This window comes from Amycolatopsis sp. NBC_00438, from assembly GCF_036026695.1.
GTDB lineage: Bacteria > Actinomycetota > Actinomycetes > Mycobacteriales > Pseudonocardiaceae > Amycolatopsis.
Genome location: NZ_CP107923.1, coordinates 3,665,257 through 3,680,828, shown reverse-complemented (window position 1 = coordinate 3,680,828; position 15,572 = coordinate 3,665,257). Strand labels below are relative to the sequence as shown.

The 15,572-nt window shown below is 73.9% G+C and carries 18 protein-coding genes and 1 pseudogene; 9 read left to right on the top strand and 10 right to left on the bottom strand.

What is annotated here, in order from left to right; genetic code table 11:
* The first annotated feature begins 8 nt into the window (after positions 1-8).
* Together OG494_RS16250 and OG494_RS16245 are read left to right on the top strand one after the other, a co-directional pair.
* Positions 9-437 carry a hypothetical protein gene (locus OG494_RS16250; protein WP_328456515.1) on the top strand — a complete coding sequence of 143 codons (429 nt, stop codon included), beginning with the start codon at positions 9-11 and terminating at the stop codon, positions 435-437.
* Complete coding sequence (locus tag OG494_RS16245; RefSeq protein WP_328456513.1) at positions 434-907, top strand: GNAT family N-acetyltransferase; 474 nt, start codon at positions 434-436, stop codon at positions 905-907. The genes OG494_RS16250 and OG494_RS16245 overlap by 4 nt, the downstream gene beginning before the upstream one ends.
* A 1-nt stretch (position 908) precedes the next feature.
* On the opposite strand, the gene OG494_RS16240 is transcribed toward OG494_RS16245, so the two are convergent.
* Positions 909-1,418 (bottom strand): hypothetical protein, encoded by a 510-nt coding sequence (locus tag OG494_RS16240; RefSeq protein ID WP_328456511.1) that lies wholly within the window; start codon positions 1,416-1,418, stop codon positions 909-911.
* A gap of 159 nt (positions 1,419-1,577) precedes the next feature.
* Between OG494_RS16240 and OG494_RS16235 the strand changes: the two genes are divergently transcribed.
* Positions 1,578-1,919: a DoxX family protein gene (locus OG494_RS16235; protein ID WP_328456509.1), complete on the top strand. Its 342-nt coding sequence runs from the start codon at positions 1,578-1,580 to the stop codon at positions 1,917-1,919.
* Here the strand turns inward: OG494_RS16235 and OG494_RS16230 are convergent, their stop codons facing one another.
* Together OG494_RS16230 and OG494_RS16225 are read right to left on the bottom strand one after the other, a co-directional pair.
* On the bottom strand, positions 1,920-2,744 hold the full coding sequence (locus tag OG494_RS16230; RefSeq protein ID WP_328456507.1) for an alpha/beta fold hydrolase: 825 nt from the start codon (positions 2,742-2,744) through the stop codon (positions 1,920-1,922).
* Between the two features lie 73 nt (positions 2,745-2,817).
* Positions 2,818-3,840, bottom strand: coding sequence for an alpha/beta hydrolase (locus OG494_RS16225; protein ID WP_328456505.1), 1,023 nt, complete (start codon positions 3,838-3,840; stop codon positions 2,818-2,820).
* Between the two features lie 134 nt (positions 3,841-3,974).
* Between OG494_RS16225 and OG494_RS16220 the strand changes: the two genes are divergently transcribed.
* The 3 genes from OG494_RS16220 to OG494_RS16210 are packed head-to-tail and all read left to right on the top strand — an operon-like array spanning position 3,975 to position 5,642.
* Positions 3,975-4,661, top strand: coding sequence for a hypothetical protein (locus tag OG494_RS16220; RefSeq protein ID WP_328456504.1), 687 nt, complete (start codon positions 3,975-3,977; stop codon positions 4,659-4,661).
* Entirely contained in the window at positions 4,658-5,209 is a 552-nt protein-coding gene (locus OG494_RS16215) for a DUF6529 family protein (protein WP_328456502.1), read from the top strand. Before OG494_RS16220 ends, OG494_RS16215 begins: the two co-directional genes overlap by 4 nt.
* A gap of 10 nt (positions 5,210-5,219) precedes the next feature.
* Positions 5,220-5,642 carry a Rieske (2Fe-2S) protein gene (locus OG494_RS16210; protein WP_328456500.1) on the top strand — a complete coding sequence of 141 codons (423 nt, stop codon included), beginning with the start codon at positions 5,220-5,222 and terminating at the stop codon, positions 5,640-5,642.
* Positions 5,643-5,800: 158 nt separating this feature from the next.
* Here OG494_RS16210 and OG494_RS48365 read toward each other — a convergent pair.
* Positions 5,801-5,902 (bottom strand): annotated as a pseudogene (locus tag OG494_RS48365) (Ltp family lipoprotein); the annotation flags it as partial.
* Between the two features lie 364 nt (positions 5,903-6,266).
* Positions 6,267-7,946 carry a hypothetical protein gene (locus OG494_RS16205; RefSeq protein ID WP_328456498.1) on the bottom strand — a complete coding sequence of 560 codons (1,680 nt, stop codon included), beginning with the start codon at positions 7,944-7,946 and terminating at the stop codon, positions 6,267-6,269.
* 137 nt (positions 7,947-8,083) lie between these two features.
* Here OG494_RS16205 and OG494_RS16200 point away from each other — a divergent pair, with 137 nt between their 5' ends.
* Positions 8,084-9,001, top strand: coding sequence for a DUF3800 domain-containing protein (locus OG494_RS16200; RefSeq protein ID WP_328456496.1), 918 nt, complete (start codon positions 8,084-8,086; stop codon positions 8,999-9,001).
* Here OG494_RS16200 and OG494_RS16195 read toward each other — a convergent pair.
* Positions 8,991-10,436, bottom strand: a complete 1,446-nt coding sequence (locus OG494_RS16195; RefSeq protein ID WP_328456494.1) for a serine/threonine-protein kinase — start codon at positions 10,434-10,436, stop codon at positions 8,991-8,993. The genes OG494_RS16200 and OG494_RS16195 overlap by 11 nt on opposite strands.
* Positions 10,437-10,871: 435 nt before the next feature.
* Positions 10,872-11,351, bottom strand: a complete 480-nt coding sequence (locus tag OG494_RS16190; RefSeq protein ID WP_328456492.1) for a CAP domain-containing protein — start codon at positions 11,349-11,351, stop codon at positions 10,872-10,874.
* Positions 11,352-11,680: 329 nt separating this feature from the next.
* On the opposite strand from OG494_RS16190, the gene OG494_RS16185 reads away from it, so the two are divergent.
* The gene (locus tag OG494_RS16185) at positions 11,681-12,589 is read left to right on the top strand and encodes an NAD-dependent protein deacetylase (RefSeq protein ID WP_328456490.1); all 909 of its coding nucleotides are present in this window, start codon (positions 11,681-11,683) and stop codon (positions 12,587-12,589) included.
* On the opposite strand, the gene OG494_RS16180 is transcribed toward OG494_RS16185, so the two are convergent.
* The 3 genes from OG494_RS16180 to OG494_RS16170 all read right to left on the bottom strand — a co-directional run bounded on the left by OG494_RS16180 (position 12,561) and on the right by OG494_RS16170 (position 14,756).
* Positions 12,561-13,142, bottom strand: coding sequence for a TIGR03086 family metal-binding protein (locus tag OG494_RS16180; RefSeq protein ID WP_328456488.1), 582 nt, complete (start codon positions 13,140-13,142; stop codon positions 12,561-12,563). The genes OG494_RS16185 and OG494_RS16180 overlap by 29 nt on opposite strands.
* A gap of 167 nt (positions 13,143-13,309) precedes the next feature.
* Positions 13,310-13,765: a globin domain-containing protein gene (locus tag OG494_RS16175; RefSeq protein WP_328456486.1), complete on the bottom strand. Its 456-nt coding sequence runs from the start codon at positions 13,763-13,765 to the stop codon at positions 13,310-13,312.
* A gap of 37 nt (positions 13,766-13,802) precedes the next feature.
* Positions 13,803-14,756 carry an NAD(P)/FAD-dependent oxidoreductase gene (locus tag OG494_RS16170; protein WP_328456484.1) on the bottom strand — a complete coding sequence of 318 codons (954 nt, stop codon included), beginning with the start codon at positions 14,754-14,756 and terminating at the stop codon, positions 13,803-13,805.
* A 78-nt stretch (positions 14,757-14,834) separates the two neighbouring features.
* On the opposite strand from OG494_RS16170, the gene OG494_RS16165 reads away from it, so the two are divergent.
* Positions 14,835-15,422, top strand: coding sequence for a helix-turn-helix domain-containing protein (locus OG494_RS16165; RefSeq protein ID WP_247052756.1), 588 nt, complete (start codon positions 14,835-14,837; stop codon positions 15,420-15,422).
* Positions 15,423-15,572 lie beyond the last annotated feature (150 nt).

Here is a 15,572-nt window from a genome sequence, read left to right as displayed (position 1 = left end):
TGACTGCCATGACGACTTCGGTCCTGCAGGCGCCACCCACCCGCATCCACCGGCCGGACGTCGCGGTCATGGAGCGGACCACCGCCGACGAACTGCCGAGCATCCAGGAACTCTGGCCCTCGTTCGAGCGGCTCGTCGGGCTGCGCGGCCGCAAGATGTACGGCCGGGCCGACGTCGAGGCGAACACGTACACGGCTTGCACGCCGGTCAAGGACGACGACCGGCCGGAGGAACTCGGGCTGACGACCGGGGTGCTCCCGGGCGGCTGGTACCTGCGCGGGAACCTGACCGGGGAGCCACCCGGCATCTTCGGGAAGATCGGGCCCGGGATGGTGGAACTCGAAGGAGCCGGCCCGGTCGACCACTCCCGCCCGCTCGTCGAGTTCTACCGCCGGAACGACGTCATCGAGCTGTGGGTCCCGGTGTTCCCGGCATGACGGACGCGGTGCGGCTGGTCGAGATCACCGACGCGAACCGGGACGCCGTGCGCGCGTTGCGCGTGGAGCCCGGGCAGCAGCGGTTCGTCGCGTCGGTGGCGCGATCCCTGGAGGACGCGGCGACGACCCCGGAGGGCGAACCCTGGTACCGGGCCGTCTACGCCGGTGCCGAGCCGGTCGGGTTCGTCATGCTCAGCTGGAACGTGCCGCCCGGGCGGCCGGGCGTCCTCGGGCCGTACTTCCTGTGGCGGCTGCTGATCGACGCGCGGTACCAGCGCCACGGCTACGGCCGCGCGGTGCTCACCCTCGTCGCCGATCTCGTGCGCGCGGACGGCGGCACCGAGCTGCTCACCAGTCACCAGCCGGACGAGGACGGGCCGGGGCCGTTCTACCGGCGGTTCGGGTTCCGGCCGACCGGCGAGATCGACCACGGGGAGGTGGTCCTGCGGCTGCCGTTGTCCGGGAGCTGACTCACATCAGCAGGAAGGCCACGTACACGCCGCCACCCGCGGCGAGCAGGCCGACGAGGAAACCCAGCCACCGCGGGATGTCGTAGTCCTCCAGCGCGAATTCGCGCACGAGGGCGATGAGGAGACCGATCGAGGCGAACACGATGATGCCGACGTCGTCGCCCACGGTGTTGCGCAGATCCACGACCGCGCCGTTCTTGCGCACGGACACGATCTCGTCCGTCGTCTTCGACACCTGCACCACGACCAGCGTGCCCGGTTCGGTGTCCAGGTCCTGCTGCTGGTCGCCGAACTCGAAGTCCTCGGTCGCGCTGCGGACGGTGATGAAGTAGGTCGTGTACCCGGGCGAGTCCTGCGTCCCTTCGTGGTACTGCTGCCGGTGCCCGACGACCGTGCCCTCGATGCTGTAGGTCGGCGCGTCCCGGACGTCGAGGTCGTGGACGGCGTAGGTGAGGAAGGCGGCCGGGACGCCGAACCAGAAGAGGGTGCCGAGAAGGCGCAGCACGAACATCGCTCCAGCGTGCTCTCCGGCGGCGTCCGGCGGGAGGGGAGAACCGCCCTCAAGACGTGACCACGGTCACCTCGAAGGCTGTCACACGGACGCGGCGCCGGGAGTCGAGCAGGTGACGGACCCCGAATCCCGGGGGCCGGAAACCCTTGAGGAGTCCCGATGTCCACCGCCTACCTGATCGTCAGCATCGTCGGTGCCGCCATGGCCGGGTTCTCGGCCTACTCGGTCTTCACCCGCGCGAAGTGGGTCGTGGAGCCGCTCGCCGAGTACGGCGTGCCCCGCTCGTGGTGGCCGTGGCTCGGCACGGCCAAGGCCGCCGGCGCGGCGGGCCTGATCGCGGGCCTGGTCGTCCCGGTGATCGGGGTCGCCGCCGGAATCGGCCTGGTGCTCTACTTCACCGGCGCCGTCATCACGGTCGCGCGGGCGAAGTCGTACGCGCACTTGGCTTTCCCGCTGATGTACCTGGCGCCAGTGGTCGCCTCGCTGGCGCTGGTGTCCTGATCAGCGGTGCGCGAGCCACTCGAGGGCGTCGGCGGCGTGGTCGAGCACCGAGAGGTGCCCGTCGGCCGGGTGCGGCCGGAACTCGGCGGTGGGGCAGTGCGCGGCGAGCCACACGCCGTGCGACGCGGGGATCATCCGGTCGCGTTCGCCGTGCATCAAGAGCAGCGGAGCGGTGATCAGCGCCGGGTCGCAGCCCCAAGGCGTGACGTAGGCGAGGTCGTCGTCGATCAGCGCCCCCGGCCCGGCCGCCAGCGCCGGCCCCACGACGTCGTTCAGCCACGCCTGCGAACCGTTCAGCGCGGCCATGTCCGCGTCGGTGAAGACATCGGGATCGAACTCGGCGGCGGCCTCGTACTTTTCCTTGGTGGCCCGGCCTTCGGTGGCGGCACGCAGGGAGGCCTCGCTCGCCGGGGCCATGCCGCCGAACCAGTCGAGCCCCGCGGCGTCGAAGGGCGCCATGGCGGAGACGCTGACGACGGCGAGGACACGCGCCGGCAGGAGCGCGCCGCAGGCGAGGGCGTGCGCCCCACCGCCGGAGTGCCCCACGACGGCGAATTCGCCGATCCCCAGCGCGTCGGCGACCGCGGCGGTGCACTCGGCGGCGTTCGCGAGGTCCCGGCCGGGGAGGGGCGTGGAGCTGCCGTAGCCGGGCCGGTCGTAGGACACCCAGCGGACGTCCCGGCGCGCCTGGACCAGCGGCGGGGGTGGCGTGCCGAGGTTGGGTGTGCCGTGGTGCCAGACGACGGTGAGCCGGGCGGGCGTGCCCGTGTCGTAGACGTGCAAAGTCCGCCCGTCGGGCAGGACCAGGTCGGTCTCGGTCACCATCACCCGAGCCTAGCGGCGGAGGCGGTCGTGAGTGTTCAGGGCGGTTAGAACCGCCCTGAACACTCACGAGGTGTCAGCGAGCCAGCCGTTCCGCCAGCCAGGCCAGCGAAAGCGGGTAGCGGTAGTCGATCGCGGCGTGGCCCGCGTCGAACAGCTCGAAGTGCACCTTCCCGTCCGGGACGCCCGCCTTCGCCAGCTGGTCGCGGAACGCCTGCGCGCCGACGTCGAGGTAGTACTCGTCGCGCGTGCCCGCGTCGATCCAGACCGCGCGCAACGAGCGGAGCGCGTCGGCGTGGCCGGGCGCCATCCGGACCGGGTCCCAGTCGAGCCAGCGCTGCCACGTCTCCGGGCGCAGCACGCCGGTCGCGGGGTCGAAGGGCAGCTCCGGCCGGCCGTCTTCGCCGGGGGAGAAGCAGGCGGAGACGCCGATCAGCTGCAGCAGGTTCGCGTCCTCCGGCTTGGTGAACGCCGGGCGGGCGCGGAAGTCCGCCCACCACGCCTGGATGTCCCGGTCGTAGCCGCGCAGGGCACGCACCGCGTCGCCGAAGTCCGGGACGTAGCAGAGTTCGTACAGCGTGTCGCCCGCGTGGGTGGCCAGCGCGCCGAACAGGTCCGGGCGCAGCATCGGCGTGATCATCGCCCCGAAACCGCCCGACGACTTACCCGTGATCGCGCGGGATTCGCGGTCCGGGATGGTGCGGTAGTGCTCGTCGACCCACGGCACGATCTCGTCGCACAGGTACGAGTGGTACCGCCCCGTGCCGGGCGAGTCGACGAACTGCGAGCCCCCGTAAGCGGTCCACGCGTCGACGTACACCACGACGCAACCCGGCGCCCCGCCGGCGAAGACCGCGTCGGCCGTCTCGGGGAACGGCTGCCGGAACGCCGTGCGGTTGGCCCACATCGCGAGGTGCCCGGTGTAGCCCTGGATGACGTACACCGCCGGGTAGCGTTCGGCGGAGTCGTCGTAGCCCGGTGGGACGTACACCCACAGCGGCCGCTCGTGCGGGTCGCCGAGCGGATTGCCGCGCAGCAGCGCGGAGTTCACGGTGTGCCGGTCGAGCCGGCCGGCGAGGTCGCCGTCCCAGGGCAGCATGGCGCCAGTCAACCACGCGCGCCGACCACTTGCAGAGGCTAAGCGATAGCTCTTTTCCTCGCGTAGCGTTGAGCCGCTCCGCTCCGACGTCCGTGTCAAGGGCACGGTGGTGGAGAGGGAATGCGGGGACGATCATGAAACATCCGGGACCGTTGTTCACCCTGCTCGCGGGCGTCGCGCTCGCCGGTGGGATCGGGATGGCCAACTTGGCGACGGGGACCGGCGGCGCGCCGCCGGTGGCCGGCGCCGCGAACGCCGCGGGCGCACCGCCCACGGCACAGCCGACACCAACGACACAGTCACCAACGACCCAGCCGGCCAAGACGGTCGACGCGCCCGCGCGGGCCGACTACGCCGGGCACGTCGACGGCGGCGGCGCGTCCGTCGCGGTGTCGGTCCGCGACGGCCACGCGATCGCCTACGTCTGCGACGGCAAGAAGGTCGAAGCCTGGCTGCAGGGCGTGACCGTCGGCGGGAAGCTGGACCTCAAGGGCACCAAGGGCGCGAGCCTCGCCGGCAGTTACGACGCCGCGGCCGTGACCGGCTCGGTCACCGCGGGCGGCAAGTCGTGGCGGTTCACCGCGGCCCCGGCGAAAAAACCCGCTGGGCTCTACCGCGCGACGCCGAAGGTGAAGGGCAAGGGCGCGAAGGTCGGCTGGATCGTCCAGCCCGACGGCAGCCAGGTCGGCATCCTCACCACCGACGACGACCAGCAGTCGATCGCCGCGCCGGCCCTCGACCCGGCGGCCGGGACCGCGACGGTCGACGGCGCCCCGGTGACCGCCGAAGCGATCAGCGGGATCGCGGGTGACTTCCAGTGACCGCGCCCGCAGCGGACAACCGGGCCGGGACCGCGCTCCTCGTGCCGCTGGCCGTCGGTGCCGTCGTCGCGGTGGCGCTCGGCGTCTACGGCAACCTGCATACGCCGACCGGTGTGGCGGTGAACGTCGCGGGCTTCTCGAGCCCGCAGTCGGTGAAGGCGTGGCTCGCGACGGTCGTCGTCCTGCTGGCCGTCGTGCAGCTGGTCACGGCGCTGGTGATGTACGGCAAGCTCGGCCGCACCGCGCCCGCGTGGGTCTCGCCGGTGCACCGCTGGTCGGGCCGGCTGGCGTTCCTGGTGTCGATCCCGGTGGCGCTGCACTGCCTGTACGCGCTCGGGTTCCAGTCGTTCGACACCCGCGTGCTGCTGCATTCCTTGCTGGGCTGCTTCTTCTACGGCATCTTCGTCGTGAAGATGTTGCTGCTGAGCAAGGACGGCGCGCCCGGCTGGTCGCTCCCGGTCGTCGGCGGGCTGGTCTTCACCGCGCTGGTCGGGCTCTGGCTCAGCGCGTCACTCTGGTTCTTCACCCAATCCGGCTTGACCTTCTAGGGGGACGCACGTGCGCGACGAATCCACGGACCCGGTGCTGGCGCGCCGGACGGCGCTCGCGGTGCTGGGCGCCGGGCTGGCGGCCGGCTGCAGCACCTACGGCGGCACGAGCGGGACGGCCGCACCGCCACCCGCCGCGGGCGGCGGCACCGAACTCGGCGCGGCGGGCGACGTCCCGGTCGGCGGCGGAAAGGTGTTCGCCGACAAGCAGGTGGTGGTGACCCAGCCCGCGGCGGGAACGTACGCCGCGTTCTCGGCGATCTGCACCCACCAGGGCTGCGCGGTCGACGCCGTCGCGGACGGCACCATCAACTGCCCCTGCCACGGCAGCAAATTCAAGATCGCCGACGGCTCGGTCGCCACGGGCCCGGCGACCCGGCCGCTCGAGAAGAAGGCGGTCACGGTCACGGGCGGCAAGATCACCCTGGCCTGATCTCGCCGGCAGGCTTCTGCGGACCGGCCACGACGGGATCAGGCGCTCGGCTTCACTTGCACGCGTCGGTCCGGCCGGCTCCGTAGGCGGCCTGCGCCTTGGTGCAGCCCTCACCGGCAGCTCTCGGCCGACTTGACGGCCTGCGCGTTCCAGTCGACCTACAGGCTGTCCACGGCTTCGGTGGCCACGGCTTTCGGAAAACCTTCACCAGCGTCCGAGGACAGCTGCCGAATCAGGCCGTTGCGTGAGAACGCGCTGAAACCGAGGTAGCTCTATGCCTTGTCGCGGGCCATCTCCACCTGCGGCGAGAACTGTGCGGCCGCCTCCACCGTGCTCGTTTCGTCGTTGCGGCTCGTGCTGGTCGGCGGCGGCGGCGTGCTGGACGGGTAGGTGGTCGGCTGGTCGATGGCCGCGGCGGGCTGCTCGGTCGGCGCGGACGCCCGAGTCGCCGGCCCCGGGCGGTACGGGCGGAGGTGGTGCGCTCCGTCCGGTCGCGGGCCGGCGGTGCCGATGCGCGGCGGGGGGCGGAAGATCAGCGATGCTTCACGGCGATGCCGCCGATGCCCGGCCTGTGTTACTCCTGCGTGGACTGGAGTTGTCCATGCCACCGCCTTGCTGCGGACCCTAGGCGTAGGCCTTCGCGATCGTCATCGGCCGCAGGGGTGGTGCCCGGTCCGCGGCCTGGACCGTCCACAAGGGATTCGCCGGGTCCGGTTCGCCGTAGAGGAACGTCTCGGCGCCGCACGCGAACCGGGCGTCCAGGCCGGCGACCGGGGGCGCGCCGCCGGTGATGGCGAGGCATTGCGGGCCGCCGTCCAGGGCGAGCAGGAACGGGTTCGCTGTCCCGTCCGCTTGGGCGGGGGACGGCAGGGCGCCCGTGTAGGTCAGCAGCACGGCCCTCGTCGCGGTGGCGGGGCAGACGACCTGGTGCCGCGCGGTCGGCGCCGTGGCGGCGAAACACGGGTCGTACACCTTGGCCTTGGCCGTGCAGCGGTAGGCGTCGTGCCGGCCGGACACCGTGGACGCCGCCTGGCAGGCGCCGGTCGCGGCCGTCGTCCGGATGCCCGACGCGACGCGCGTGCCCGTCCACGGCCGGTACGCGACGGTCTGCGTGAAGCGCTCGGTGCCCTGGCTCGCGGTCAGCGGGACCTCGAAGCCGGGGCCGGTCCCAGCGCCGGCCAGCCAGGCGGTCACCGGGGCGATCCCGGTGCCCAGGAAGCTGTGCAACGCGCCGGCGTCCGCCATGCCGCACGGCGCCAGCGCGGCCCAGACGTCCGCCGCGACCTGGGCGAACGGCCGGTCGGCGGTGTAGTGCGCCGCGCCCGCGTCCGCCGCGCACGCCAGGACGGCGGGGTCCTGTTCGAGCTCGCCGGGCCTCGCGAGGGCCATGCCGAAGAGCGCCGCCGCGCGGTGGGCCGTCCAGGCCAGGGCCAGCCCGAGGTAGGGACCGGGGTCGGCCTGGCCGCGGATGCTCGCCGGCAGGCGGTCGACCGGGACGTGGTAGGTCACGCCGGCGCCGGGCCAGAGCAGGTCGTGCAGCCGGGGCTGCGGGAACAGCTGGACGGTCGCGGTGCTCGGCGCCGCCGTGCGGCTGCTCGGTTCCGGCCAGCCCGGCGGCAGGACGATCCGGTACGGCACCCGCGCGTTCGACGTCAGGGTGACGCTCGCGCCACCGCCGTCCTCGGTCACGCACGCCCCGACCGGCGACCGCGCGTCGGCCGTCCCGCCCAGCTCGACGGTGACGCCGGCTGTGCTCGCCGCGCGCCCGAGGCACGTCGGCGGCGGGTCCGCGGCCGCCCGGCCGACGTCGCGGCCCAGCGCGGCGAAGTCGAGCAGCCCGCCCCAGAACGCCCCGGCCGGTGCCAGGTCCGCGACGATCCGGCCGCTCCGGGCGTCGTAGGTGGCGAGTGCGAGGCGCGTCCCGTCCGCGGTGACGACGACGGGCGCGAACCCGGGCGGCGGCGCGGCGGGCACCGCGATCCGCACCCGGATCGGCAGCCGCGGCCGCACCCCGGCGTCGAAGGTCAGTTCGGCGCCGCCGCCGGCCCGGCGCGCCACCGGGGTCAGTGCGCCCGGCTCCGGCGCGGCGTGGGCGGACAACCGGGTGCCGGCCAGGACGGCGCCCGCGGGCACGTCGACCTCGACGCCGCCGGCGGTGAGCGTCGCGCCGGCGGCCCCGGTCACCTCGGACGCGTCCCCGCCGCCGGCCAGCCGCTGCTGCACCAGCACCCCGGCGGCCCCCAGCAGCAGCGCGACCACGGCCGCCGCCAGGGCGAACCGGGCCGGCCCGTGGTCCGTGGCCATCCGCGCCTCCCAACACCTGCTCGTCCAGTCTCCGGACGGCGCACCGACGTTAGCCGCCGTCGCCCAACCGTGACCGGGACGCATCATCGCAGGTAATGAACTCGCCGCGGTCCGGTCCGTCTGGCACCATCGGGCGGGTGCCCCCGGTCGAGATCGCCTGCGACGAGTCGGGTTCGGAGGGCGAGAACCTCGTCGGCGGCGAGACGGACGTCTTCGTCCACGCCGGGATCCGGATGTCGCCGGACGCCGCCGAGGCCTGCGTGCGGGAGATCCGGCGCCGCATCGGGTCGCCCGCCGAGGAGTACAAGGCGAACCACCTGCTGCGCGCCAAGCACCGGCCGGTGCTCGAATGGCTGCTCGACCCGGCGGGCCCGCTGGCCGGCCGCGGGCACGTGCACCTGACCGACAAGACCCTGTTCGCCGTGCGCGCCGCGGTCACCGTGCTGGCCGAGCAGGGCACCGACACCATGGCGCGCACTCTCCACCGCGAAGGCCCGGCCGCGTTCGGTGCCCGCTGGGACTTCTTCCTCGCGGCCTTCACCAGCGTGCTGCGGCTCAACCCGCGCCGCGGCGTCACGACGTCGCCCGCCGAGTTCTTCGCGCTGGTTGGTGAGCTCGCCGCGGCCCCGGGCGAAGCCGGCGAGATCATGGGCCGGTTCCGCGACGGCGCCGAGCGCGTCGCCGCCTACCGGGCGCGGCTGGCCGACCCGGGCTTCGTGCCCGTGCTGGATCCGCTGGTGCCCGCGGTGCGCCACACGATCCGGCACTGGAGCGCCGCGGGCACCCCGGTCGCCGTGGTCCACGACGAGCAGCTCGCGCTGACCGCCGAGCGTGTGCTGCAGCTCAAGGCCACGCTCGGCGCCCGGCTGGCGGGCGTGCGGTTCGTCGACTCGCGGTCCGACGCCCGCGTCCAGGTCGCCGACTTCCTCGCCGGCGTCGCCCGGCGGATCGCCTCCGAAGAGCTCAACGCCCGCGGCGACGCCCAGCTGACCACGCTGCTTCAGTCCTTTGTGGACGCCGAGTCGGTCTGGGACGGCCCGTTCGTCAGCAGGTGACGACCGTGGCCGGTGGCGTCGTGTTGTCGAGCCGCTTGACGTAGGCGGCGCCGGCGCGCCGCGCGCACGCGCTTTCCTCGGTGGCGAACGGCCCGTCGAAGACGGCGTAGACGTCGGCGCCGTTCACCTGCTGCCGCAGCGAGCCGCAGCCGGTGCTCGGCGTGTGCAGGTAGTGCGCGCCGGGGTGGGCGGTCAGGAACTGCTGGACGTCGGCGCGGTAGCGGGCCGGCGTGATGGCCGAGCCGAGGACGACGACGTAGGAGCCGTCGCACGCGGGTGTGCTCAGCGGGGTCGTCAGCCCGAGGTCGGCGCCGCTGACGATCGACGTCCGGACGGTCACCTGCGTGGTCGTCACCTGAGCGGTCACCGGCGGCGCGCTCGACGGGGAGCTGGTGGTCGGAGAGGCGGCGGTGGGCGGTGCCGACGGACCGGGTGTCGCCCCGGCCCGCGACGACGACTTGTCGACCAGGAACCACGCGGCGACGGCCACCAGGGCCAGCAGCGCGACCCCGGCGACCAGCCACGGCGCCTTCGCACTCCGCCGCACGACCGTCGCGGGCGGCGGCGGGGGCGCGAGGTGCGTCGCCTGGCGGGTCGGGGGCGCGGCGGCGACCGGGCCGGTGCCGCCGAGCGCGGCCCGCGCCGCGCCGGCCAGCTCCGTGACGCTCCCGAAGCGCTCGGCCGGGTCCTTCGCCATGCCCCGCGCGACGACGTCGTCGAACGCCGCGGGCAGGCCGGGCCGCAGCGTGCTGGGCCGGGGCGGCGGCTGGTGCAGGTGGGCGCCGATGAGCGACGCGGCCGTCGTCGCCGCGAACGGCTTGCTGCCGGTCAGGCACTGGTGCAGCACGCAGGCCAGCGAGTAGACGTCGACGCGGTGGTCGGCGGGCGCGTCGGCGAACCGTTCCGGCGCCATGTAGTCGAGGGTCCCGACGGCGCCGCCGGTCGCGGTGAGCCCGGTGGCGGGCCCGGCCGCGCGGGCGATGCCGAAGTCCACGAGGTAGGCGAAGCCGGTCGGGCCGACCAGCACGTTCGACGGCTTGACGTCCCGGTGCACCAGTCCTTCGGCGTGCGCGGCGGCCAGGGCCTGCGCGACCTGTCCGATGACGTCGACGGCGTCGGCCGGCGGGAGCGGCCCGCCGGCGGTGAGCCGGGTGCCGAGGTCGTCGCCTTCGACCAGGCGCATGTCGAGGTAGAGCCGCCCGTCGATCTCGCCGTAGGCGTGGATCGGGATGACGTGCGGCTCGCGCAGCCGCGCCACGGCGTGCGCCTCGCGCCGGAACCGCTCCTGGAAGTCCCGGTCGGTGGCGTACTCCGGGGCGAGCAGCTTCAGCGCCACGACGCGGTCGTGGCGCGTGTCGTAGGCCCGCAGCACCTCGCCCATCCCGCCGCGGGCGATCAGGGTCTCCACCCGGTAGGGCCCGAACTGCCAGCTCACGTCTTCCTCCACTCGGGTCACCAGGCGTGAGGAGACTACGCGATCCGCGGGCGGGTCCGATGGAAAGTGGGAGACGGCCGCGATTTCGTCACCGCCGGTCCCGGCTCGGGGACGCGGGGTGCGTGCGCCCGGTCGCGGACCGTCGGTGGTGCCGGCGTCGATCATGGCGGAACCGATGTTCGAGAGCCGGGGATGACCCGGCGAAGTCTATTGTGGACATCGCGTCTTCCGGCCGCGGCGACCTGGACCCGCAGACGTTCACCGACGCCGGCCACCTGCACGACCGCGGGCCCGGGGTCCACCGTGGACGGTCCCGGCGGCGCGGACGTCGCCGGGACCGGAGCTACGTCCACGGCCGGCGGCCCGGCCACCGGGCGCGCGGGATGTCCGCGCTGCCGGTCCGGTTCGACGGCACCGGACCGGTCCTGGGCCGAGCTACGTCCGGGGCGTCCCGAAGTCCTGCGTCCAGTACGCCTTCTTCGCCGAGTCGACGCTGTACCCGATGCCGATCTCGCGCAGCGAGCAGTCGAGGATGTTGGCCCGGTGCACCGGGCTGTGCATCCACGCGTCGACGACCGCGGTGGGCGTGCGCTGCCCGGCGGCGATGTTCTCGGCCCACTGCGCCCAGCGGTACCCCGCGTCCACGATCCGCGCGGCCGGCCCCTCGCCCTTGCGGCCGGTGTGGCTGAAGTAGCGGTACTTCGCCATTTCGTCGTTGTGCGCCTGGGCCGCGACCGCGAGCTGCGGATCGCTGGTGAGCGCCTTGCAGCCGTTCTGGACCCGGTTGCTGTTGGTCAGCTGCAGCACCTGGGCGGGGTAGAGGTCCGCGACGGACGCCGACGCGGGCGTGGCCCAGCCCGGGACGAGCGCCGCCAGTACCGCGGTCGCCCCGCAGGCCACCATTTTCCGGAACATCACAACCTCCTCGAGGGGACGGTTTTCCCGACCTTCGAGGACTGCGCCCCGGGACCGGGTGACGAAACCCGCCCATGGAGCGATTCCCGCTGGTACGAGGCGTGACGGAACCGGGGAAGTTCACCGGGAATCGACCCGGCCGAAGCTTGGCGGGTGGTTTTCCGGCACCGGCGCCGACCCGGAGTCGCGGCACGTGCAGGCACACGTGCGCCCGCGCGCCCGTCCCACTCGCCACCGAGGGCGTCCGGACGCCCTCGGCCGGAACGAACCGCGCGCCCGGCGAGCACTACGCCGACCCCGGGTCCGGGAAGTCCACGTAGGCTGGTCCGGTGCGTACCCGGCCCACCTTGACCTGGACTTCGGCGGACGCGCCGCTGCCGCGGACGTCCAGCCTCGACGAGCTGACCGACGTCGTCTCCCGGCGGCGGGTCGCCGTGCTCAGCGGCGCCGGGCTGTCGACGGAGTCCGGGATCCCCGACTACCGCGGCGCGTCCGGCAGCCTGCGCCGGCACACGCCGATGACCTACGACGAGTTCGTCACCAGCGCCGGCGGGCGGCAGCGGTACTGGGCGCGCAGTCACCTCGGCTGGCGCACGATCGCCCGCGCCGACCCGAACGACGGTCACCGTGCGGTGACCGCCCTGCGCGACGGCGGGTACGTCGCCGGCGTGATCACCCAGAACGTCGACGGGCTGCACCAGGCGGCGGGCACCGCCGACGCCGTCGAGCTGCACGGCAGCCTCGACCGCGTGATCTGCCTCGACTGCCGCCGCACCAGCCCGCGCGCCGAGCTGGACCGGCGGCTGCGCGCGGCCAACCCGGACTTCGAGGGCACCGCGACCCGGATCAACCCGGACGGCGACGTCGAGCTGCCCGAGGACGTCGTGCGCCGGTTCAGCCCGGTGCCGTGCGCGGACTGCGCGTCCGGCGTGCTCAAACCCGACGTGGTGTTCTTCGGCGAGAACGTCCCCCGGCCGCGTGTCGAGCAGTGCTTCCGGCTGGTCGACGACGCCGACGCGCTGGTCGTCCTCGGTTCGTCCCTGACCGTGATGTCCGGCCTGCGGTTCGTCCGGCACGCGGCGAAGGCGGGCAAGCCGGTGGTGATCGTCAACCACGGCGAGACCCGCGGCGACCGCTACGCGACGGTGCGGGTGGACCGGCCGCTGGGCCAGGCCCTGACCGAGCTGGCCGACCGGCTGGGCTGCCCGGTCAGCGGGGATCGCGGCCGAACCGCGTGAGCAGCCGGTCCTGCCGCGACGCCGGGGGCGCCCCGGCCGGCGGGTCCGCGAAGAACCGGTCCACCGCCAGCCCGGCGAAGATGGCGTCGTAGCCGTCGTCGGCCCACGCGACGAGGTCCGGGTCGAGGGTGACGTCGGCGCCGAGGGCGCGGGTCAGGTCCCACGTGTGGACGACGCTGTCGGCGGTCCGCACGGCCAGCGCCCGCCGTCCGCTCAGTTTGCCCATCGGGTAGTCGACGACCCGGTCCAGCGCGCCGCTCCCGGCGAACGCGTCCGCGCAGGCGGTGACCGACGCGGTGAACGCCGTGACCGGGTCGTCGCCGAGCGCGTCGGCGTCCCGCCGGGCCAGGAACTCCTCGCGGGTGGCGCCGTGCACGAGGCCGACGTAGTTGAGGTTGCCGCGCGTCATGTGGTTGGCCAGCTGCCGGACGTCCCACTCGGTGCAGGGGGTCGGCGCGTGCCAGCCGTCCGGCGGCACCGCGCGGAGGTGGTGCTCGAAACCCTTGCCGGCGAGCAGAAACCGGTCCAGCAGCCCCGTGAAGGTGTCGGCCATGACGCCCAGTCTGCCCACGGTGCGACGCCGGGACCGGCGGGTATCGGACACGGCGTCCGCTGGACGAACCGGCCCGGGCGGGTTGGGGGGAAACGCGCCCGGGACGGCTCTGCGACGGACCTCCACAGCCAGTCGTTGCCAACAAGACGCCGGGGCCGCCCCGGGCGTTACACGGACTGCAACCCGTTCCACGACCACCGCGGCACGGCCAGGTCCGCCGGCACCTCGGTGGCCGGGCCCGGGTAGGCGAGCACCTCGGCCACCGCCCATTCCATGTAGGACCGCAGCGCGGCGCGGAACTCGGGATCGGCGGGCAGGTCCGCGTCGTCGGCGGCGCGCACGAAGCAGTCGACGAACCGGCGGCCGAGGTCGGACATGTCACCGTTGCCGGCGTGCATCCGGAGCATCGCCGAATGGTCCGCGCACTCGGTCGAGAACCGCGGCGGGCCGCCCAGCACCTCCGCCCAGTACCAGGCCAGCCGCTCCACGTGCTCCGGGTGTTGCCCCGGGTGGGAGAACGGGTGGTTCAGCTCGGGATCGGCCAGGCAGCGTTCGTGGTGGGCGGCGGCCAGCGCGAGGAACGCGGGGTCACCGCCGGCGAACTCGTACAACGTCGGGCGCACGGGCCGAGCCTGGCACGCGCGGCCCGTGAACGCCAGGTCAGCGCGCGGCCGCGGCGGCGCGTTCCGCGGCCGGCGTGAAACCGCCGAACGCGTCGACGGCCTGGCGGACGTCCTCGGCGACGAGATCGTGGTTCAGCATTCCCGCGGCCGCCGCGCCCTGCGCCGCGGCGATGATCACGGTGGCCCGCGCGTCCACGACGTTGCCGGCCGCCCACACGCCGGGGACGCTCGTCTGCCCGCCGGGGTCGACCTCGACGACGTCGGCCTCCACCGCACAGCCGAGTTCTCGCAGCTGAGCGTCGTGCGGGACGGTCCGGGTGCGGAGGAACAGCGCCACCCGCGGCACGAACCGGCCGCCCAGTTCGACGCCGGTCATCGCGCCTTGCTCGCGCCGCACCGCGGTCACGGTGCCGTCGACGACCCGGATGCCCCGCGCGTCGAGCCGTTCGCGGTCCGCGTCGGACGGCGGCGCGGTGTGGGCGAAGTAGACGACGTCCGGCGACCACTGGCGGACGAGCAGCGCGTGCTCGACGCTCGCGGCTTCGGTGCCGAGCACGCCGAGCGGCTGGTCGCGGACCTCGTAACCGTGGCAGTAGGGGCAGGTCACCGCGTCGGTGCCCCAGCTTTCGCGCAGGCCCGGGAGGTCCGGGAGGTCGTCGTGGACGCCGGTGGCCCACAGGACGCGCCGCGCGCTCAGCTCGCGGCCGCCGGCCAGGCGCAGCGTGAACCCGGGCTCGATGCGCTCGACGTCGTCGTCGATGAGGTCGACGCCGTAACCCAGGAGCTCTTCGCGGCCGATCTTGAGGAGCTCGGCCGGCGGCAGCCCGTCCCGGGACAGGAAGCCGTGCATGTGGGCGGCGGGGGCGTTGCGCGGCGCGCCGCCGTCGACGACCGCGACGCGCCGCCGCGCCCGGCCGAGCATCAGGGCGGCGTTGAGGCCCGCGGCCCCGCCACCCACCACCACTACGTCGTAACTGCTGTTCTCGGTCATGCGGCCACCATGACCCCGGCGTCGCGAATCCGACAACAAATGTTGCCGTTTCCGGGACGAAGGGGTTTCCTGGAGGGCATGACGGACGCGATCAACCAGGCACTGGCCGAGGTGGGCCCGCGGCTCAAGCGGGTCCGCACCCAGCGGCGGGTCACCCTCGCCGACCTCTCGGAGGCGACGGGCATCTCGAAGAGCACGCTGTCGCGCCTGGAGGCCGGCCAGCGGAAGCCGAGCCTGGAGCTGCTGCTGCCGATCGCCCAGGCCCACCAGGTCCCGCTGGACGAGCTGGTCGGCGCCCCGGAGGTCGGCGACCCGCGCGTCCGCCTGACGGCGCGGCGCATCCCGCGGCACAACGGCGCGACCATGACGGTGCTCCCGCTGACCCGCCAGCCGGGCGCGCCCCAGGCGTTCAAGATGATCCTCGAGCCCGAGACGGGCGAGCCGGACCCGCAGGTCCACGAGGGGTACGAGTGGCTGTACGTGCTCTCGGGCCGGCTCCGGCTGGTCCTGGCCGACCGCGACATGACGCTGGGCCCGGGCGAGGCCGCGGAGTTCGACACGCGGCTGCCGCACTGGTTCGGGGCGGTCGACGGCCGGCCCGCGGAGATCCTGAGCCTGTTCGGCAAGCAGGGGGAGCGGCTGCACCTGCGCGCGAAGTCGCGCTGAGCGTCCCGGAAAAGTTCTTCGAAGAAATCCGGGACGCGGTGTCGGATCCGCGAGGCGGTGTTCGTAGCAGGGGTGGGCTGCCCGCGAGGGACCGGTCCCGGGGCCGGCGGGGTACGCACTGCCGGCTCGTGTCACCCCCTGGAAAGGACG